This window comes from Chania multitudinisentens RB-25, assembly GCF_000520015.2.
In the GTDB taxonomy this organism is placed as follows: domain Bacteria; phylum Pseudomonadota; class Gammaproteobacteria; order Enterobacterales; family Enterobacteriaceae; genus Chania; species Chania multitudinisentens.
The window spans coordinates 1,142,997-1,161,664 of record NZ_CP007044.2; the positions used below are offsets into that span (position 1 = coordinate 1,142,997).

Sequence of the window (18,668 nt, forward strand, 5' to 3'; positions counted from 1 at the left end):
GACCATCCCGGTGAAAGCGGCGGTCTCGGTATCGTGACGATACCTTAAATATCTCAAAGCTGACTTGCGAGTCAGGCTTGAGATATTGCTCTTTAACAATCTGGAACAAGCTGAAAATTGAAACCTGACAGCTGAAACTTATCCCACCGTAGAGTTATGGGGATAAGGAGTACCCTGTCAGAGAGTCTCTCAAATGTTTACAGCACGATGTGTTCTCTGTTTACAGAAGACACCTTCGGGTTGTGAGGTTAAGTGACTAAGCGTACACGGTGGATGCCTAGGCAGTCAGAGGCGATGAAGGGCGTGCTAATCTGCGAAAAGTGCCGGTAAGGTGATATGAACCGCAATAACCGGCAATACCCGAATGGGGAAACCCAGTGTGTTTCGACACACTATCATGACATGAATCCATAGTGTCATGAGGCGAACCGGGGGAACTGAAACATCTCAGTACCCCGAGGAAAAGAAATCAACCGAGATTCCCCCAGTAGCGGCGAGCGAACGGGGAAAAGCCCAGAACCTGAATCAGCCTGTGTGTTAGTGGAAGCGTCTGGAAAGTCGCGCAGTAAAGGGTGATAGCCCCGTACACCAAAATGCACAGGTTGTGAGTTCGATGAGTAGGGCGGGACACGTGACATCCTGTCTGAATATGGGGGGACCATCCTCCAAGGCTAAATACTCCTGACTGACCGATAGTGAACCAGTACCGTGAGGGAAAGGCGAAAAGAACCCCGGCGAGGGGAGTGAAACAGAACCTGAAACCGTGTACGTACAAGCAGTGGGAGCCTCTTAATGGGGTGACTGCGTACCTTTTGTATAATGGGTCAGCGACTTATATTTTGTAGCAAGGTTAACCGAATAGGGGAGCCGTAGGGAAACCGAGTCTTAACTGGGCGTCTAGTTGCAAGGTATAGACCCGAAACCCGGTGATCTAGCCATGGGCAGGTTGAAGGTTGGGTAACACTAACTGGAGGACCGAACCGACTAATGTTGAAAAATTAGCGGATGACTTGTGGCTGGGGGTGAAAGGCCAATCAAACCGGGAGATAGCTGGTTCTCCCCGAAAGCTATTTAGGTAGCGCCTCGTGAACTCATCTTCGGGGGTAGAGCACTGTTTCGGCTAGGGGGCCATCCCGGCTTACCAACCCGATGCAAACTCCGAATACCGAAGAATGTTATCACGGGAGACACACGGCGGGTGCTAACGTCCGTCGTGAAGAGGGAAACAACCCAGACCGCCAGCTAAGGTCCCAAAGTCATGGTTAAGTGGGAAACGATGTGGGAAGGCACAGACAGCCAGGATGTTGGCTTAGAAGCAGCCATCATTTAAAGAAAGCGTAATAGCTCACTGGTCGAGTCGGCCTGCGCGGAAGATGTAACGGGGCTAAACCATGCACCGAAGCTGCGGCAGCGACGCTTAGGCGTTGTTGGGTAGGGGAGCGTTCTGTAAGCCGTTGAAGGTGGTCTGTGAGGGCTGCTGGAGGTATCAGAAGTGCGAATGCTGACATAAGTAACGATAAAGCGGGTGAAAAACCCGCTCGCCGGAAGACCAAGGGTTCCTGTCCAACGTTAATCGGGGCAGGGTGAGTCGACCCCTAAGGCGAGGCTGAAAAGCGTAGTCGATGGGAAACGGGTTAATATTCCCGTACTCGGTGTTACTGCGAAGGGGGGACGGAGAAGGCTAGGCTGGCCGGGCGACGGTTGTCCCGGTTTAAGCGTGTAGGGGGAGAGAATTGGTAAATCCGTTCTCTTATTCAACCCTGAGGCGTGATGACGAGTCACTACGGTGGCGAAGTGGTTGATGCCAAGCTTCCAGGAAAAGCCTCTAAGCTCCAGGTAACACAGAATCGTACCCCAAACCGACACAGGTGGTCAGGTAGAGAATACCCAGGCGCTTGAGAGAACTCGGGTGAAGGAACTAGGCAAAATGGTGCCGTAACTTCGGGAGAAGGCACGCTGGCACGTAGGTGAAGGGACTTGCTCCTGGAGCTGAAGCCAGTCGCAGATACCAGCTGGCTGCAACTGTTTATTAAAAACACAGCACTGTGCAAACACGAAAGTGGACGTATACGGTGTGACGCCTGCCCGGTGCTGGAAGGTTAATTGATGGGGTTAGCCGCAAGGCGAAGCTCTTGATCGAAGCCCCAGTAAACGGCGGCCGTAACTATAACGGTCCTAAGGTAGCGAAATTCCTTGTCGGGTAAGTTCCGACCTGCACGAATGGCGTAATGATGGCCAGGCTGTCTCCACCCGAGACTCAGTGAAATTGAACTCGCTGTGAAGATGCAGTGTACCCGCGGCAAGACGGAAAGACCCCGTGAACCTTTACTATAGCTTGACACTGAACATTGAGCCTTGATGTGTAGGATAGGTGGGAGGCAGTGAAGTGTGGACGCCAGTCTGCATGGAGCCAACCTTGAAATACCACCCTTTAATGTTTGATGTTCTAACTTTGCCCCGTAACCCGGGGTGAGGACAGTGTCTGGTGGGTAGTTTGACTGGGGCGGTCTCCTCCCAAAGCGTAACGGAGGAGCACGAAGGTTAGCTAATCACGGTCGGACATCGTGAGGTTAGTGCAAAGGCATAAGCTAGCTTGACTGCGAGAGTGACGGCTCGAGCAGGTACGAAAGTAGGTCTTAGTGATCCGGTGGTTCTGAATGGAAGGGCCATCGCTCAACGGATAAAAGGTACTCCGGGGATAACAGGCTGATACCGCCCAAGAGTTCATATCGACGGCGGTGTTTGGCACCTCGATGTCGGCTCATCACATCCTGGGGCTGAAGTAGGTCCCAAGGGTATGGCTGTTCGCCATTTAAAGTGGTACGCGAGCTGGGTTTAGAACGTCGTGAGACAGTTCGGTCCCTATCTGCCGTGGGCGTTGGAAGATTGAGAGGGGTTGCTCCTAGTACGAGAGGACCGGAGTGAACGCACCGCTGGTGTTCGGGTTGTCATGCCAATGGCACTGCCCGGTAGCTAAGTGCGGAAGAGATAAGTGCTGAAAGCATCTAAGCACGAAACTCGCCTCGAGATGAGTCTTCCCTGGGCCTTTAAGGTCCCTGAAGGAACGTTTGAGACGAAGACGTGGATAGGCTGGGTGTGTAAGTGCAGCGATGCATTGAGCTAACCAGTACTAATGAACCGTGAGGCTTAACCTTACAACACCGAAGGTGTTTTGTTGAGAGACAAGAGAGTAGTGAGTTTTGATATTCAGCGATGTTCCCGGATTGGATTGACTGGCTTCACGCAAGTGAAGCGGGTTGATTAAATGGAATTTGCCTGGCGGCAATAGCGCGGTGGTCCCACCTGACCCCATGCCGAACTCAGAAGTGAAACGCCGTAGCGCCGATGGTAGTGTGGGGTCTCCCCATGCGAGAGTAGGACACTGCCAGGCATCAAATAAAGGTTATCAGGATGACATCTGGTAACAGCAAAGTCACTGAGGTGATTTTGCCGGTATCGAAAGATATCGTTTGAAAGAATCGGTGGAGCGGTAGTTCAGTTGGTTAGAATACCTGCCTGTCACGCAGGGGGTCGCGGGTTCGAGCCCCGTCCGTTCCGCCACCCTATTTAGGGGCGTAGTTCAATTGGTAGAGCACCGGTCTCCAAAACCGGGTGTTGGGAGTTCGAGTCTCTCCGCCCCTGCCACATTAAAAGCCCTTCGCGAAAGCGAAGGGCTTTTTTTTTCTTAAATTTCCCTTAGACAATCTCACTTCCACAGCAACTAGCTTAAGGTTTTATGCATTTTAATTGAATCTCTGCACAACGTGGTGTTGGGATTCGTTAAATTTTCGGTGAACCCAAATGGTCATTCGCATTCTGCGATTTTGTTTTGTCGGCCTCTAGAAGGCGATAAGCGCGTTTTAGCTGACAAAGAGGACCAAAACCCCGGTGACCACGTTTGAAATCGTTATAGCGCTTTAGGCTGCGGTATTTAAAGGTATTTTCAGTAATTGGCGGATTAGCGGTTGCTGATCGCTGTTTTGCAGCCATATAGCATACAGTGGACGAACAATAGCGGGTATATCAGTTACTGCGACTAGCTGTGGGTATTCTTTTTCCCATTGGCTGGGTAAGAAAGCACAACCTCCGGTGGTTTCCAGTAATTGACGTGTCAGTTGCGCCGAGGTAGTGGTCAGCACCGGTATACTGTCGCTGCTCAGCATGCGATTTTCCTGTTGGTGAAAATCCGCTCCCCACTCTAGTTTGATATAAGGCATTGATGCCTGTTTGTCGCGTGAGGAGGAGGAAAATAACCGTAGCGAGAAATTACCCAACAGTTGGCTTACTAGCTCATCCATTTTTGGTGGTTCAGTGGTAATCAATAAATCGAGTTGCCTTTCATGCAACTGTTTTACCAGGGAATGACGCAATGCGACTCTGGCCTCTAGTTGCAGCGTTTCCCGCTGTTGGTAGAAAGATTGCAACCAGGGTGTCAAATAGGCTTCCCATAAAGATGCCGTCGCGCCGATAGAAAGCTCGGTGTGTTGCAATGAACGCACGACCTCCTTTTTGGCCAACTGCCAAGTGTTCATCAAGCTTTCAGCGTAGGGTAGCAGCCGCTCACCAGCGGGTGTCAAACGGATATTATTACGGTGACGAGTGAATAAATTCGCACCTAATTGATTTTCAAGCTGACGGATGCGGAAGCTTACCGCAGACTGCGTTAAGTATAGAGATTCTGCTGCTCGGCCAAAGTGACGTGTTCTACTGACCTCCAAAAAGGTTTTCAGTAATTCGGTGTCCACACCTATCTCCAAAATTTTTTATCGTTAAGATTTAAATGTTTTGTTTTACACGATATCAAGCCTATCTAATACTCCGCGCCATAAACAGCACGGCCATGAGAGAATTAGGAGCGTGTCAGATGGCGGATAGCTTCACCACGACTAATCGTTTTTTTGATAATAAACACTATCCTCGCGGGTTTTCCCGTCACGGCGATTTCACCATTAAAGAAGCGCAATTGCTAGAGCGTTTCGGGTATGCGTTCAGTGAACTGGATGCAGGCAAGCGCCAGCCGGCCACGGAAGAAGAATTACAGTTTGTCGCAGTGTGCCGCGGTGAGCGTGAACCTGTTACTGAACAAGAAAAAGTATGGACTAAATATCTGGCGCGCACTCGGCGTCCGAAAAAATTCCATACGCTGTCCGGTGGCAAGCCGCAGGCTGATGCGGTGGAAGATTACACCGACAGCGATGATTGATCACTGTGGGGCCTGTTTGGCCCCATTTTTTTACTCTAGGCTATGGTGCAGTTGTAATAAAAGCCGATCCATACTGCGATAGCTGAGAGCTTCACTCAAATGGCGTTTACTAATATTCTTCTCTCCAGCTAAATCTGCCAACGTGCGTGCTACTTTCAGGATGCGGTGCCAGGCGCGAACTGACAACCCCAATGTATTCAACGTTGCTTCAAGAAAATCCGCATCTGCCGCTGGCAGGTGGCAATCTCGAGCCACTTCACGGTTATTCAACAGCGCATTCACCTTTCCTGCCCGTGTCAATTGTCGTTCGCGGGCTTGCAATACCCGCTGGCGAACTTGTTGGCTGCTTTCACCCGAGCTGCGTTGTTTACCCAGTATCCCTGGGGGAAGAAGTGGCACTTCAATCGATAAATCAAAGCGATCAAGAAACGGACCGGAGAGCCGCCCAAGATAACGCAGGATTTGCTGTGGTGGTGTGCGGTTATGTATTCCTTGATAATGGCCGGTCGGGCTGGGATTCATGGCTGCGATAAGCTGTACTCGAGCAGGAAACCGCACTTTGGCAGTGGCGCGTGAAATCACAATTTCACCCGACTCCAACGGTTCACGCAGGGCATCTAGCACCCGCCGCTCGAATTCTGGCAGCTCATCAAGAAACAGAACACCATTATGCGCCATAGATATTTCCCCTGGTCGGGGTAACGAGCCACCCCCAACCAATGCAGCCATAGAGGCGCTGTGATGGGGGGTACGAAATGGCCGTTGCCGCCAGGGTAGCGTTCCATCAGGGTGATGCAGCAAACTGGCAACGGCGATGCTCTCCAGGGCTTCCTGATCGCTTAGCGGGGGCAACAGGCTATTGATTCGGCTAGCCAGCATGGTTTTACCGGTGCCTGGTGGGCCGAGTAGCAACAGGTTATGGCCGCCAGCCGCAGCAATTTCCAGTGCGCGTTTTGCCTGCTCCTGGCCGATAATCTCTTGCAGGTCGGCGGTTTCCGCTGAGTTTTCAGTAACTGGTGGGGCAACAGCAACTGGTAGTTCGCTTTTGCCTTGTAGAAATGCGCAAACCTCCAGCAAGTGTTCTGCTACTCGCGTATTGTTATCAGGCAGCAAACCTGCTTCTTTGCCGTTGGCCGCAGCCAGAATCAATCCCCGGCCCGCTTCTGTTGCTGCTATCGCGGCAGGGATTGCCCCGTTGACGGCTCTTAGTGTGCCAGAAAGCGCCAGCTCTCCAAGAAATTCGTAGCGGGCCAGTTGATCTGTGGGAAGTTGTTCTGAAGCGGCGAGGATCGCCAGTGCAATAGGTAAATCGTAGCGCCCGCCTTCTTTAGGCAAATCAGCGGGTGCCAAGTTGACGGTGATCCGTTTTGCCGGAAAGGTGAAACCGTTGTTAATCAGTGCGCTGCGCACCCGATCGCGTGCCTCTTTTACCGTGGTTTCCGGCAGGCCAACCAACGCCAGGCCAGGTAACCCATTGCTGATATGAACTTCCACAGTGACCGATGGCGCTTGGACACCGAGGGTGGCACGGGTATAGATAACCGCCAGTGACATAGTATTCCCCTTACTAAAGGCAACATGATGCGGGAACGGTAGAAGAGATGCATGTGGAGAATGGCTGACTTGCGCAGCGTTGCGTAATTAAAATTTACCTCTTTCATTTTATTAACATACATCAGCGATGCTGAGCGCATTTTGCAGCAATATTCTTGAGTTATTCGATAGGCGTCAGAGGTGATGATGATTATCAGGATGGCGGTAATAGCGGGTGTTTTTCGGGCAAGGATACAAGCAGCAAAGTGGGCATATAGAATATCAACACATCTAATGTTGGGCGTTACCGTTTGAATTATCGGCAGTTTGTATGAGGTATGACCAGGCTGCGACGAAAAATAACGCAAAAAAAGTGTTGTCATGTCACCCGCTGCTATGGTAACTCTGTAGGCATTAGTTCGACATAAGCACAGTGAACAAACCGATTATGAAAGCCTTTACCCAAGTGATTAGCCTAGTCGTGATTAGCGTGGTGGTGATTATTATTCCACCGTGCGGGGCTGCACTTGAACGAATAAAGGCTTAGAAAACAAGCCGGAATCGCAAGAGAACCCCCGCACCGTCAGGTCCGGGGGTTTTTTTATGCCAAGAGAAAAGCAAAATGAGGAGCAGAGAATGAGTAACGGAATGAAGTCCTGCATTTCACGCAGTAAGGCGGATAAATAACCATGAATGGTGCTCAGTGGGTAGTTCAGGCGTTGTGTGCACAGGGGGTGGATACCGTATTCGGCTATCCAGGTGGCGCGATTATGCCAGTCTACGATGCGTTGTATGATGGTGGGGTAGAACATCTGTTATGCCGCCACGAACAAGGAGCGGCAATCGCCGCTATTGGCTACGCCCGTGCTACCGGTAAAGTTGGTGTGTGTATCGCCACTTCCGGCCCTGGTGCCACTAATTTGATTACCGGTCTGGCGGATGCGTTGTTGGATTCAGTACCGGTTGTCGCCATCACTGGCCAAGTGGGATCTGCGCTTATTGGTACTGATGCTTTTCAGGAGGTCGATGTTCTGGGGTTGTCTCTGGCCTGCACCAAACACAGTTTTCTGGTGGAATCACTGGAAGCGTTGCCAGGTATTATGGCGGAAGCTTTCGCTATTGCCACCAGTGGCCGCCCAGGCCCGGTATTGATCGATATCCCGAAAGACATTCAGTTGGCGCAGGGGGATTTGCCGCCTCACCTGACACCGGTAGAAGAAGAGCTTGAACACCCAGTTGCCGAGTTAGCTCAGGCACAGCGGTTGTTGGCTCAGGCACAAAAGCCGATGTTGTATATCGGTGGCGGTGTCGGGATGGCGCAGGCAGTAGCGGCGTTGCGTGAGTTTATTGCGGTCACCCATATGCCTACGGTATCTACCCTTAAAGGGCTAGGTGCACCGGATGCCCACCATCCGTACTATCTCGGTATGCTGGGGATGCACGGTACCAAAGCAGCTAATTTTGCGGTGCAGGAATGTGATCTGTTAATCGCCGTGGGCGCGCGTTTTGATGACCGTGTTACTGGCAAACTGAACGCGTTTGCTCCGCATGCTAAGGTCATTCATATGGATATCGACCCGGCGGAAATGAGTAAACTGCGGCAGGTGCATGTCGCTCTGCGTGGTGATTTGAAAACCCTGCTGCCAGCATTACAGCAACCGTTAAACATTGCCGCTTGGCAGCAACGGGTGGCTGAACTGAAAGAAACCCATGCCTGGCGCTACGATCATCCAGGCCAGTTAATTTACGCGCCGTTGTTATTGAAACAATTGTCCGAGCGCAAGCCAGCCAATACCATCGTGACGACCGATGTGGGTCAGCACCAGATGTGGGCGGCGCAACATATGATTTTTGATCGGCCAGAGAACTTCCTTACTTCCAGTGGGTTGGGAACGATGGGTTTTGGTGTACCTGCGGCGGTAGGTGCCCAGATGGCACGCCCTGATGATATGGTAATTTGTATATCTGGTGATGGTTCCTTCATGATGAATGTTCAGGAACTGGGCACCATAAAACGCAAACAGCTGCCGTTGAAAATTGTTTTAGTGGATAACCAGCGTTTAGGGATGGTTCGCCAGTGGCAGCAGTTGTTTTTCGACGGGCGCTACAGCGAAACCAATCTCTCCGATAACCCCGATTTCCTGATGCTGGCCAGCGCTTTCGGTATCCCTGGCCAGCGCATTACCCGTAAAGATCAGGTTGCAGACGCGCTCGATGCTTTGCTCAACAGCAAAGGGCCTTATCTGTTGCAGGTTTCCATTGATGAACTCGAGAACGTCTGGCCGCTGGTGCCGCCGGGCGCAGGTAACGAAACTATGTTGGAGAAAGTATCATGATGCAGCATCAACTCTCGATCCAGGCCCGTTTCCGCCCCGAAATGTTGGAGCGCGTATTGCGCGTGGTGCGCCACCGTGGCTTCCAGGTTTGCGCTATGAATATGGCTACGGGCATGAATGCCAACGATATTAATATTGAATTGACCGTTGCCAGCCAGCGCTCTGTGGATTTACTGTCATCACAGTTAAGTAAGCTGATGGATGTTTCCAGCGTTGAGGTTCAACAACAACTATCACAACAAATACGCGCCTGATTGCGCCACAAGGAATGGAACAATGACGAAGAAAGCCGATTATATCTGGTTTAATGGTGAGATGGTTCCTTGGGCCGATGCCAAGGTACACGTAATGTCACACGCGCTGCATTATGGTACTTCGGTATTTGAAGGGGTACGTTGCTACGACTCCCATCTGGGCCCGGTGGTATTCCGCCACCGTGAACACATGCAGCGTCTACATGATTCGGCCAAAATCTACCGCATGCCGATTGAGCAAAGCATTGATGAACTGATGGAAGCCTGCCGCGCCACACTGCGTAAAAACAATCTGGTCAGCGCGTATATTCGCCCGCTGGTGTTTGTGGGTGATGTGGGAATGGGCGTGAATCCACCACCCGGCTATAAAACCGACGTGATTATCGCTGCGTTTCCTTGGGGCGCATATCTGGGCGAAGAGGCGCTGGAACAAGGTATCGATGCGATGGTTTCTTCTTGGCAGCGTGTTGCGCCAAACACCATCCCAACCGCCGCTAAAGCGGGGGGCAACTATCTTTCCTCCCTGCTGGTAGGCAGCGAAGCACGCCGCCACGGCTATCAGGAAGGCATTGCGCTGGATGTTCACGGCTATATCTCTGAAGGGGCCGGGGAAAACCTGTTTGAAGTGAAAGATGGCATACTGTTCACCCCGCCATTCACGTCTTCTGCGTTGCCGGGCATTACCCGCGACGCCATCATCAAGCTGGCGAAGGATATGGGTTTTGAAGTACGTGAGCAGGTTCTTTCCCGTGAATCTCTGTATCTGGCCGATGAAGTGTTTATGTCTGGCACCGCGGCGGAAATTACCCCGGTGCGCAGCGTTGATGGCATCCAGGTGGGCATTGGCAAATGTGGCCCGGTTACCAAGCAGATCCAGCAGGCGTTCTTTGGCCTGTTTACCGGCAAAACCGAAGACAAATATGGCTGGTTGGACCCGGTGAATCAATAAATCTGCTGCTTACTGAAACAGATTTTGTAAGATGAAGATATCTAAACAGGCGGTGCGTTCGCCGCCTGTAAAAAAGCATACATTGGAGTGAAAAAAAGCATGCCTAAGTACCGTTCCGCCACTACCACCCATGGCCGTAACATGGCGGGTGCCCGCGCATTATGGCGCGCAACAGGAATGACCGATGCCGATTTCGGCAAGCCGATTATTGCGGTGGTCAACTCCTTTACCCAGTTTGTCCCTGGCCATGTGCATCTGCGTGATTTGGGCAAGCTGGTTGCTGAACAGATCGAAGCCTCTGGCGGCGTGGCGAAAGAGTTCAACACCATTGCCGTGGATGATGGTATCGCCATGGGCCACGGTGGCATGCTGTACTCCCTGCCGTCGCGCGAACTGATCGCTGACTCGGTGGAATACATGGTGAATGCCCACTGCGCCGACGCGATGGTGTGTATTTCCAACTGCGACAAAATCACGCCAGGGATGATGATGGCGGCGATGCGCCTGAACATTCCGGTGATCTTCGTTTCCGGCGGCCCGATGGAAGCTGGCAAAACTAAGCTGTCTGATAAAATCATCAAGCTGGATCTGATTGATGCCATGATCCAAGGGGCTAACCCGAACGTCAGTGATGATGATAGCGCACAAATCGAACGTTCCGCCTGCCCGACCTGCGGTTCCTGTTCTGGCATGTTCACCGCCAACTCGATGAACTGCCTGACCGAAGCGCTCGGCCTGTCGCAGCCGGGTAACGGCTCGCTGCTGGCTACTCACGCCGATCGTAAAGAGCTATTCCTCAATGCCGGTAAGCGCATTGTTGAGTTGACCAAACGTTACTACGAACAAGACGATGAAAGCGCATTGCCGCGTAATATCGCCAACAAGGCGGCGTTCGAAAACGCCATGACGCTGGATATCGCCATGGGCGGTTCCACCAACACCGTATTGCACCTGTTGGCATCGGCGCAGGAAGGTGACGTTGATTTCACCATGGCGGATATCGATCGCCTGTCGCGTAAAGTGCCGCATCTGTGCAAAGTGGCACCAAGTACGCAGAAATACCATATGGAAGACGTGCACCGTGCTGGCGGTGTAATCGGTATTCTTGGTGAGCTGGATCGCGCCGGGCTGTTGAACCGCGATGTCGGCAACGTGTTGGGGCTGACTCTGCCACAAATGCTGGAAGCCTATGATGTGATGCTGACCAAAGACGATGCGGTGAAAAAGATGTACGCCGCTGGCCCGGCGGGCATTCGCACCACGCAGGCATTCTCACAGGATTGCCGCTGGGATTCGCTGGATACCGACCGCCAGGAAGGCTGTATCCGCACGCGTGAGCATGCATACAGCCAGGACGGCGGTTTGGCAGTGTTGTATGGCAACCTGGCAGAAGACGGTTGTATCGTTAAAACCGCCGGTGTGGATAAAGACAGCCTGATCTTCCGTGGCCCGGCCAAAGTGTATGAAAGCCAGGAAGATGCAGTAGATGCGATCCTCGGCGGTAAAGTGGTTGCTGGTGATGTGGTAGTGATCCGCTACGAAGGGCCGAAAGGCGGGCCGGGCATGCAGGAAATGCTCTATCCAACCACTTACCTGAAATCCATGGGGTTGGGCAAAGCCTGTGCGCTGATCACCGATGGCCGTTTTTCCGGTGGTACGTCTGGTCTGTCTATCGGTCATGCTTCACCGGAAGCGGCCAGTGGCGGCCTGATTGGCCTGGTGCAGGACGGTGATATGATCGCTATTGATATCCCGCAGCGTGGTATCGCCCTGGATGTGCCAGACAGCGAACTGGCTGCCCGTCGTGAAGCGGAACTGGCACGCGGTGACGCAGCCTGGACACCGAAAGCCCGTGAACGCCAGGTTTCTTATGCGCTGCGCGCTTATGCGACGTTGGCTACCAGCGCTGATAAAGGCGCAGTTCGTGATAAAAGCAAGCTGGGGGGCTAACACCAATGGCGGTATCCCTTCCCTTATCTGATGCCCCTTGTGGCGCAGAGTATCTGCGAGCGGTCCTCCGCTCGCCGGTTTACGAGGTGGCTCAGGTCACCCCGTTACAGGCGATGGACAAGATCTCTTCACGTTTGAGTAATACCGTTCTGGTGAAGCGTGAAGATCGTCAGCCGGTGCATAGTTTCAAGCTGCGCGGGGCGTATGCGATGATTGCCAGCCTGGATGAAGAACAGAAAGCCCGTGGTGTGATCACCGCTTCTGCGGGTAACCATGCCCAAGGTGTCGCATTTTCCGGCAGCCGGTTGGGCATCAAAACCTTGATCGTGATGCCCGTGTCCACGGCGGATATCAAAGTGGATGCGGTGCGCAGTTTTGGTGGCGAAGTGCTGTTGCACGGCGCCAACTTCGACGAAGCCAAAGCCAAGGCAATCGCGCTTGCACAGCAACAGGGGATGACCTTTGTGCCGCCGTTCGATCACCCGATGGTGATCGCCGGGCAGGGCACGTTGGCCATGGAGCTGCTGCAACAGGATGCGCATCTGGATCGGGTTTTCGTTCCAGTCGGTGGCGGTGGATTGGCGGCGGGTGTTGCGGTGCTGATCAAGCAGTTGATGCCGCAGATCAAAGTGATCGGCGTAGAAGCAGAGGATTCGGCTTGCCTGCGTGCGGCGCTGGATGCGGGCCAGCCGGTAGATTTGGCCCGGGTCGGGTTGTTTGCCGAAGGCGTGGCGGTAAAACGCATCGGTGACGAAACGTTCCGCCTGTGCCGCGAGTATCTTGATGATGTGATCACCGTTGATAGCGACGCGATCTGCGCAGCGGTAAAGGATTTGTTTGAAGACGTGCGGGCAATTGCCGAACCTTCAGGTGCTTTGGCGCTGGCCGGGTTGAAGAAATACGTGAAGCAGCACAATATTCAGGGTGAACGGTTGGCGCATGTGCTTTCCGGGGCTAATGTGAATTTCCACGGTTTGCGTTATGTTTCTGAACGTTGTGAACTGGGTGAACAGCGTGAAGCGCTGCTGGCGGTAACCATCCCAGAGCAGAAAGGTAGTTTCCTGAAGTTCTGCCAACTGCTGGGTGGCCGTGCGGTTACTGAGTTCAACTATCGTTACGCCGATGCCGATCATGCCTGCATCTTCGTCGGTGTTCGTTTAACGCGCGGCCGTGCCGAGCGGTTGGAGATCATTAACGAGCTGAACAGCGGTGGTTATCAGGTGGTGGATCTGTCCGATGACGAAATGGCGAAACTGCACGTGCGCTACATGGTTGGCGGGCGGCCGTCGAAACCGTTGCATGAGCGCCTGTACAGTTTTGAATTCCCAGAGTCGCCGGGTGCTTTGCTCAAATTTTTGCAAACCTTGGGGACTCACTGGAACATTTCCCTGTTCCATTACCGCAGCCACGGCACGGATTTTGGCCGCGTGCTGGCAGGTTTTGAGCTTTCGCAGACCGAACCGGAGTTTGAGCAACATTTGGCGGCGCTGGGCTACGATTGCCATGATGAAACCCACAACCCGTCATTCCGTTTCTTCCTGCAAGGTTGAAATCAGCGACAAGGACAGCGTATGGCTAATGAGTTCAGCGGCTTCAGTCAGCAAGGGCTGAATTTTCTCCAGCAGGTGCGGATTGAGAACGACAAAGCATGGTTTGAGGCGAACCGTGATGTGTATGATCGTGAGCTGTTAACGCCGTTCCGTGCGCTGGTGGATGCACTGAGCCCGGCGATGCTGGCTATCGATCCCTATTTCGAGATTCGGCCGGCGATTGGTAAAACGCTGTCGCGCATTCATCGCGATACGCGTTTTTCCCATGACAAATCGCGCTACCGCAGCCGTATGTGGTTGACGTTCAAACGGCCAAGCAAAGACTGGAAAGATGCGCCGGTGTATTTCTTTGAGCTGGGGCCAGACATGCTGCGTTACGGATTGGGTTATTACAGTGCTAACAAACCGACGATGGATCTGTTTCGCCATACTCTGCGGCAGCGGCCACAGCCATTTTTAGAGGTGGCGGCTTGCTGCCGCACCCCGTTTGAACTGGTGGGGGAAAGCTATAAACGCCCGCTGGTCAAAGAGCAGGCTCCCGAGATCGCCACCTGGTACAACCGCAAGTCCTTTGCGGTGATGGTGACCGACAGCCAGGTGGAAAAGCTGTTCAGCGCTGAGCTGATTTCCTTATTGGCGCAGGGTTTCCAGCAGCTTGAACCACTGTATCACTGGCTGATGCAGGTTGAAGCGATGAAGCAGGTCGATCCCGCTGACTTATGAATGCCCGTCGTCTTTCAAACTGTAGCGTTGTTGGCTGGGTTATTCGGCCCATCCAGGGCCTCACCCCTCTGGGGCCGCTGCAAGCAGCGTTCAAATCTGCCCCCGGCAGATTTGTCACACGCCCCAGTCACTTACTTGAGTAAGCTCCTGGGGATGTGCTCGCTTGCCGCCTGGCTACAATTTGAAATCCATAGGGCATTAAACCGTAGTGCGATTGGTTTAACGTGAATTACTTGGGGTAAAGCAACTGCCAAAACGCCTCGATCAGCGGTTCGTTGAGGCGTTTTTTCTGCACGCAAACGCCCAGTTCGAACGGCTCGACCATGGAAATGTTGTCCAGCGTTGAAATCCGGTTGCGCACCGGTTCCGGGCTGTTATCTACCACTACGCTGGGGATCAGTGCGATGCCGCAGCCGAGGGCGACCATCGAAACAATCGCTTCGTGGCCGCCAACGGTGGCGTAAATCAGCGGGTTGGTAATGCGCTGGCGGCGGAACCACAGCTCAATACGTTTGCGAGAAGGGCCATGTTCCGGCAGGATAAACGGAATATTGGCCCAATCAGGCTGCTCGGCAAAGACCTGAGCGCGCACCGCACACGGCAGGGCTGGGGCAATCAGCACCAGTGGGATCTCGCCGATCTGGGTGAATGCCACGCTGGTGGGCAGCGTTTCTGGCCGCCCGGCAATGCCGAGATCGGCCTCGTTGGACTGCACTTTATCCACCGCATCGGCGGCATCGCCGGTGGTCAGCTTGATTTCAACCAGCGGATGCTGGGCGCGGAAACGATCCAGAATCGGTGGTAAGTGGCTGTAGGCGGCGGTGACTGAACAAAACAGCCGCAGTTCGCCGCTCAGCGAAGGGCCGTGCTGGCCAAGTGCATGTTTTAGCTGCTGATATTGCAGCAGCGTTTGTTGAGCAAATACTTTCAGTTGTTCACCGGCATCGGTCAGCTGTACGGTGCGGTTGTCGCGCAGAAACAGCGGTTGCCCAAGAATTTCTTCCAGCCGCTGGATCTGGCGGGAAAGCGTGGATGGGCTGACGTGCATCGCTTTGGCAGTGCGGCCAAAGTGACGGCTTTCAGCAAGATGCAGGAACAGTTTTAGATCACGTAAATCCATAATCAGTACGCTCGCAGCGAAAGTGTTGCATAAATTGCAATATCACATTCGTAATATATCAATTTAAGCAACGCAATTCCTGTTATACATTGAACACAATCTGTCCCGCGTAAACAGAGCGGGGAATGAACATCACCTCTTACCGGAGTAAACCATGGCGAACTATTTCAACACATTAAACCTGCGTCAGCAGTTGGCGCAATTGGGCAAGTGCCGTTTCATGGCGCGTGACGAATTTGCTGATGAAGCAGGTTACCTGAAAGGCAAAAAAGTGGTGATTGTCGGCTGTGGTGCGCAGGGTCTGAACCAAGGCCTGAACATGCGTGATTCCGGCCTGGATGTGGCCTATGCGCTGCGTAAAGAAGCCATTGAAGAGAAACGTGCTTCATGGCGCAAAGCCACCGAGAACGGCTTTAAAGTGGGTACTTACGAAGATCTGATCCCACAGGCCGATCTGGTGGTTAACCTGACGCCAGACAAACAGCACACTTCTGTGGTGCGCGCAGTACAGCCGCTGATGAAAGACGGCGCAGCACTGGGTTACTCCCACGGCTTCAACATTGTAGAAGTGGGTGAGCAAGTGCGTAAAGACATCACCGTGGTGATGGTAGCGCCTAAGTGCCCAGGCACTGAAGTACGCGAAGAATACAAGCGTGGTTTCGGTGTGCCGACCTTGATCGCCGTTCACCCGGAAAACGATCCAAAAGGCGAAGGCATGGCGATTGCCAAGGCATGGGCAGCGGCCACTGGCGGCCACCGTGCGGGCGTGCTGGAGTCTTCCTTCGTGGCAGAAGTGAAATCTGACCTGATGGGCGAGCAAACCATTCTGTGCGGTATGTTGCAGGCGGGTTCTTTGCTGTGCTTCGACAAGCTGGTAGCTGAAGGCACCGATGCTGCCTATGCAGAAAAACTGATTCAATTTGGCTGGGAAACCATTACCGAAGCGTTGAAGCAGGGCGGTATCACCCTGATGATGGATCGCCTGTCCAACCCGGCCAAACTGCGTGCTTACGCGCTGTCTGAGCAGTTGAAAGGCATCATGGCTCCGCTGTTCCAGAAACACATGGACGACATCATCTCCGGCGCATTCTCCAGCGGCATGATGGCCGACTGGGCCGAAGACGACGTGAAATTGCTGACCTGGCGTGAAGAAACCGGTAAAACGGCCTTCGAAAACGCACCACAGTTTGCAGGTAAAATCAGCGAGCAGGAATACTTTGATAATGGTGTGCTGATGGTGGCGATGGTGAAAGCGGGCGTTGAGCTGGCCTTCGAAACCATGGTGGATTCCGGCATTATCGAAGAATCTGCTTACTACGAATCACTGCACGAGCTGCCGCTGATCGCCAATACCATCGCGCGTAAGCGTCTGTATGAGATGAACGTGGTGATCTCGGATACGGCGGAATACGGTAACTATCTGTTCGCCAACGCGGCAGTGCCATTGCTGAAAGATTTCATGAAGACTTTGCAGGCGGGCGATCTGGGTAAATCTGTGGCGGGTACTTCCGTTGATAACGCGCAACTGCGCGACGTGAATGAAGCGGTACGCAACCACCCAATCGAATCTGTGGGCCGCAAGCTGCGCGGCTACATGACCGATATGAAGCGTATTGCGGTAGCCGGTTAAGCGCTAAAATCGTAGGGGCTCATCGTATTGAGCCCAATCAAAAGGCCAGCATCGTCGCTGGCCTTTTGCATTCTTATTGGCAGCGAAATCACTGCGGCATGGCATCACGTGGGATGATGGCACCGCGGTACTGAATCACCGTGCTGGCAGTGAGATGGCCGCGCTGTGCAGCGCTGACCGCATCGCCTCCGGTCAGGCGTACCGCCAGATAACCAGCGCTGAATGAGTCTCCGGCAGCGGTGGTATCAATAACTTTTTCTTTCGGTAGCTTAACCGCTGGCACGTCATAGGTTGCCCCTTCCGCGCTGAATACCAGGCAGGAATCCGCGCCACGTTTGATTACGATCTCACTCACGCCAAAGTCGCGCGTGCGGCTCACCACCTGCTCAACCGGCAGTTGGCCCCACAGCAAATCCTCATCGTCCAAGGTCAGGAAAGCGATGTCAGTACAAGAGAGAATATCGCGGTAAGCCTGCTGGGTTTCGTCTTTGTTTTGCCACAGGCGTGGCCGATAGTTGTTATCAAAGATTACTTTGCCGCCGTTGGCCCGGCATTGGCGCAGCAAGGTCAACAGTTTTGCCCGGCTGGCAGGATTGAGGATCGCCACGCTGATGCCGCTAAGATACAGGTAGTCAAACTGTGCCAGTTGCGCACACAGGCTTTCCGCCTGCGGGCCGTCTAACCAGTAGCGGGCAGCGGCGTCGTTACGCCAGTAATAGAAAGTACGCTCACCGGTGCTGTCGGTTTCGATCACATACAACCCTGGCAGTTTGTTTTCCAATTGCTGAATCAGATCGGTTTTTACCTGTTCCTGTTGCCAGGCGTGCAGCATTTCCTGGCTGAAACTGTCAGTACCGAGTGCTGTAACATAATGGACGTTCAATGCTTGCTGTGGCACCTGGCGGGCAATATAGACAGCGGTGTTGAGGGTGTCACCACCGAATCCACGGCTGAGATCTGCGCCTTTCTGCGACAGTTCGATCATGCATTCGCCGATGACGGCGAGATTTTTGCTGTTCATGATAATCCCTGTGACTGAAGAATGAGTCTGATTGATGCGAATGCATCCAGTCTCAACGCAAGGGAAGGGTGAGTCAATAAAAATAAAACATCGTTTTAATTATTTTATGATCCCGATCGGGAAACATAAGGTTTCCCGTCGTTCATCAGGGGATGACAGGCTATTTGGCGGCGGCGCGCAGGTCAGTCACGCTTTTGCCGCCGATACCCCAATTATCGGTTTCAACTTCTTCGATCACCACCACGGTAGTGGCTGGATTTTTACCTAACGTATCGACCAGCAACTGGGTGACACCGACGATCAGCTGTTTTTTCTGCTCTGTAGTAGCACCTTCACGGGTAATTTTGATATTGACGTAGGGCATCTTTTTTTCTCTTTTTACAGTTTATGACAACCAGC

14 protein-coding genes, 2 tRNA genes and 2 rRNA genes are annotated in these 18,668 nt (G+C 53.1%); 13 read left to right on the forward strand and 5 right to left on the reverse strand.

Annotated features, from left to right (window positions below; all coding sequences use genetic code 11):
- Window positions 1-246: 246 nt before the first annotated feature.
- The 4 genes from Z042_RS04985 to Z042_RS05000 all read left to right on the forward strand — a co-directional run bounded on the left by Z042_RS04985 (window position 247) and on the right by Z042_RS05000 (window position 3,645).
- Window positions 247-3,155 (forward strand): 23S ribosomal RNA (locus Z042_RS04985).
- Between the two features lie 120 nt (window positions 3,156-3,275).
- A 5S ribosomal RNA gene (gene rrf, locus Z042_RS04990) occupies window positions 3,276-3,391 on the forward strand.
- 93 nt (window positions 3,392-3,484) lie between these two features.
- Window positions 3,485-3,561: transfer RNA gene (locus Z042_RS04995), tRNA-Asp, on the forward strand.
- An 8-nt stretch (window positions 3,562-3,569) separates the two neighbouring features.
- Window positions 3,570-3,645: transfer RNA gene (locus Z042_RS05000), tRNA-Trp, on the forward strand.
- 272 nt (window positions 3,646-3,917) lie between these two features.
- Here the strand turns inward: Z042_RS05000 and hdfR are convergent.
- A complete protein-coding gene (gene hdfR, locus Z042_RS05005; protein ID WP_024910652.1) occupies window positions 3,918-4,745 on the reverse strand; it encodes an HTH-type transcriptional regulator HdfR in 828 nt (275 codons plus the stop codon).
- Window positions 4,746-4,864: 119 nt separating this feature from the next.
- On the opposite strand from hdfR, the gene Z042_RS05010 reads away from it, so the two are divergent.
- Window positions 4,865-5,203 (forward strand): MaoP family protein, encoded by a 339-nt coding sequence (locus Z042_RS05010; protein ID WP_024910651.1) that lies wholly within the window; start codon window positions 4,865-4,867, stop codon window positions 5,201-5,203.
- Window positions 5,204-5,233: 30 nt separating this feature from the next.
- On the opposite strand, the gene Z042_RS05015 is transcribed toward Z042_RS05010, so the two are convergent.
- The gene (locus tag Z042_RS05015) at window positions 5,234-6,757 is read right to left on the reverse strand and encodes a YifB family Mg chelatase-like AAA ATPase (protein ID WP_024910650.1); all 1,524 of its coding nucleotides are present in this window, start codon (window positions 6,755-6,757) and stop codon (window positions 5,234-5,236) included.
- Between the two features lie 427 nt (window positions 6,758-7,184).
- On the opposite strand from Z042_RS05015, the gene ilvL reads away from it, so the two are divergent.
- The 7 genes from ilvL (at window position 7,185) to Z042_RS05045 (ending at window position 14,498) form a co-directional block, all read left to right on the forward strand.
- Complete coding sequence (gene ilvL, locus Z042_RS24795) at window positions 7,185-7,283, forward strand: ilv operon leader peptide (RefSeq protein WP_071882789.1); 99 nt, start codon at window positions 7,185-7,187, stop codon at window positions 7,281-7,283.
- A 142-nt stretch (window positions 7,284-7,425) separates the two neighbouring features.
- The gene (gene ilvG, locus Z042_RS05020) at window positions 7,426-9,072 is read left to right on the forward strand and encodes an acetolactate synthase 2 catalytic subunit (protein ID WP_024910649.1); all 1,647 of its coding nucleotides are present in this window, start codon (window positions 7,426-7,428) and stop codon (window positions 9,070-9,072) included.
- Window positions 9,069-9,326 carry an acetolactate synthase 2 small subunit gene (ilvM, locus tag Z042_RS05025; protein WP_024910648.1) on the forward strand — a complete coding sequence of 86 codons (258 nt, stop codon included), beginning with the start codon at window positions 9,069-9,071 and terminating at the stop codon, window positions 9,324-9,326. The genes ilvG and ilvM overlap by 4 nt, the downstream gene beginning before the upstream one ends.
- A gap of 22 nt (window positions 9,327-9,348) precedes the next feature.
- Window positions 9,349-10,275 carry a branched-chain amino acid transaminase gene (locus Z042_RS05030; RefSeq protein WP_024910647.1) on the forward strand — a complete coding sequence of 309 codons (927 nt, stop codon included), beginning with the start codon at window positions 9,349-9,351 and terminating at the stop codon, window positions 10,273-10,275.
- A 99-nt stretch (window positions 10,276-10,374) separates the two neighbouring features.
- Window positions 10,375-12,225: a dihydroxy-acid dehydratase gene (ilvD, locus tag Z042_RS05035; protein WP_024910646.1), complete on the forward strand. Its 1,851-nt coding sequence runs from the start codon at window positions 10,375-10,377 to the stop codon at window positions 12,223-12,225.
- 5 nt (window positions 12,226-12,230) lie between these two features.
- Entirely contained in the window at window positions 12,231-13,775 is a 1,545-nt protein-coding gene (gene ilvA, locus Z042_RS05040) for a threonine ammonia-lyase, biosynthetic (RefSeq protein WP_024910645.1), read from the forward strand.
- Window positions 13,776-13,796: 21 nt separating this feature from the next.
- Entirely contained in the window at window positions 13,797-14,498 is a 702-nt protein-coding gene (locus tag Z042_RS05045) for a DUF2461 domain-containing protein (protein ID WP_024910644.1), read from the forward strand.
- Between the two features lie 229 nt (window positions 14,499-14,727).
- Here the strand turns inward: Z042_RS05045 and ilvY are convergent, their stop codons facing one another.
- Entirely contained in the window at window positions 14,728-15,618 is an 891-nt protein-coding gene (ilvY, locus tag Z042_RS05050) for an HTH-type transcriptional activator IlvY (RefSeq protein ID WP_024910643.1), read from the reverse strand.
- 154 nt (window positions 15,619-15,772) lie between these two features.
- Here ilvY and ilvC point away from each other — a divergent pair, with 154 nt between their 5' ends.
- Complete coding sequence (gene ilvC, locus Z042_RS05055) at window positions 15,773-17,248, forward strand: ketol-acid reductoisomerase (RefSeq protein ID WP_024910642.1); 1,476 nt, start codon at window positions 15,773-15,775, stop codon at window positions 17,246-17,248.
- Window positions 17,249-17,336: 88 nt separating this feature from the next.
- On the opposite strand, the gene kdgK is transcribed toward ilvC, so the two are convergent.
- Both kdgK and Z042_RS05065 read right to left on the reverse strand, forming a co-directional pair.
- On the reverse strand, window positions 17,337-18,269 hold the full coding sequence (kdgK, locus tag Z042_RS05060; RefSeq protein WP_024910641.1) for a 2-dehydro-3-deoxygluconokinase: 933 nt from the start codon (window positions 18,267-18,269) through the stop codon (window positions 17,337-17,339).
- Window positions 18,270-18,429: 160 nt separating this feature from the next.
- Window positions 18,430-18,633 carry a 2-hydroxymuconate tautomerase family protein gene (locus tag Z042_RS05065; RefSeq protein ID WP_024910640.1) on the reverse strand — a complete coding sequence of 68 codons (204 nt, stop codon included), beginning with the start codon at window positions 18,631-18,633 and terminating at the stop codon, window positions 18,430-18,432.
- Window positions 18,634-18,668 lie beyond the last annotated feature (35 nt).

Excerpts from the sequence above, each read along its gene's own strand:
- ilvC (WP_024910642.1), top strand. The coding sequence starts at position 15,773 with ATGGCGAACTATTTCAACACATTAAACCTGCGTCAGCAGTTGGCGCAA.
- ilvM (WP_024910648.1), top strand. The coding sequence starts at position 9,069 with ATGATGCAGCATCAACTCTCGATCCAGGCCCGTTTCCGCCCCGAAATG.
- ilvD (WP_024910646.1), top strand. The coding sequence starts at position 10,375 with ATGCCTAAGTACCGTTCCGCCACTACCACCCATGGCCGTAACATGGCG.
- Z042_RS05065 (WP_024910640.1), bottom strand. The coding sequence starts at position 18,633 with ATGCCCTACGTCAATATCAAAATTACCCGTGAAGGTGCTACTACAGAG.
- Z042_RS05045 (WP_024910644.1), top strand. The coding sequence starts at position 13,797 with ATGGCTAATGAGTTCAGCGGCTTCAGTCAGCAAGGGCTGAATTTTCTC.
- Z042_RS05015 (WP_024910650.1), bottom strand. The coding sequence starts at position 6,757 with ATGTCACTGGCGGTTATCTATACCCGTGCCACCCTCGGTGTCCAAGCG.
- ilvY (WP_024910643.1), bottom strand. The coding sequence starts at position 15,618 with ATGGATTTACGTGATCTAAAACTGTTCCTGCATCTTGCTGAAAGCCGT.
- ilvA (WP_024910645.1), top strand. The coding sequence starts at position 12,231 with ATGGCGGTATCCCTTCCCTTATCTGATGCCCCTTGTGGCGCAGAGTAT.
- Z042_RS05030 (WP_024910647.1), top strand. The coding sequence starts at position 9,349 with ATGACGAAGAAAGCCGATTATATCTGGTTTAATGGTGAGATGGTTCCT.
- Z042_RS05010 (WP_024910651.1), top strand. The coding sequence starts at position 4,865 with ATGGCGGATAGCTTCACCACGACTAATCGTTTTTTTGATAATAAACAC.
- ilvL (WP_071882789.1), top strand. The coding sequence starts at position 7,185 with ATGAAAGCCTTTACCCAAGTGATTAGCCTAGTCGTGATTAGCGTGGTG.
- ilvG (WP_024910649.1), top strand. The coding sequence starts at position 7,426 with ATGAATGGTGCTCAGTGGGTAGTTCAGGCGTTGTGTGCACAGGGGGTG.
- kdgK (WP_024910641.1), bottom strand. The coding sequence starts at position 18,269 with ATGAACAGCAAAAATCTCGCCGTCATCGGCGAATGCATGATCGAACTG.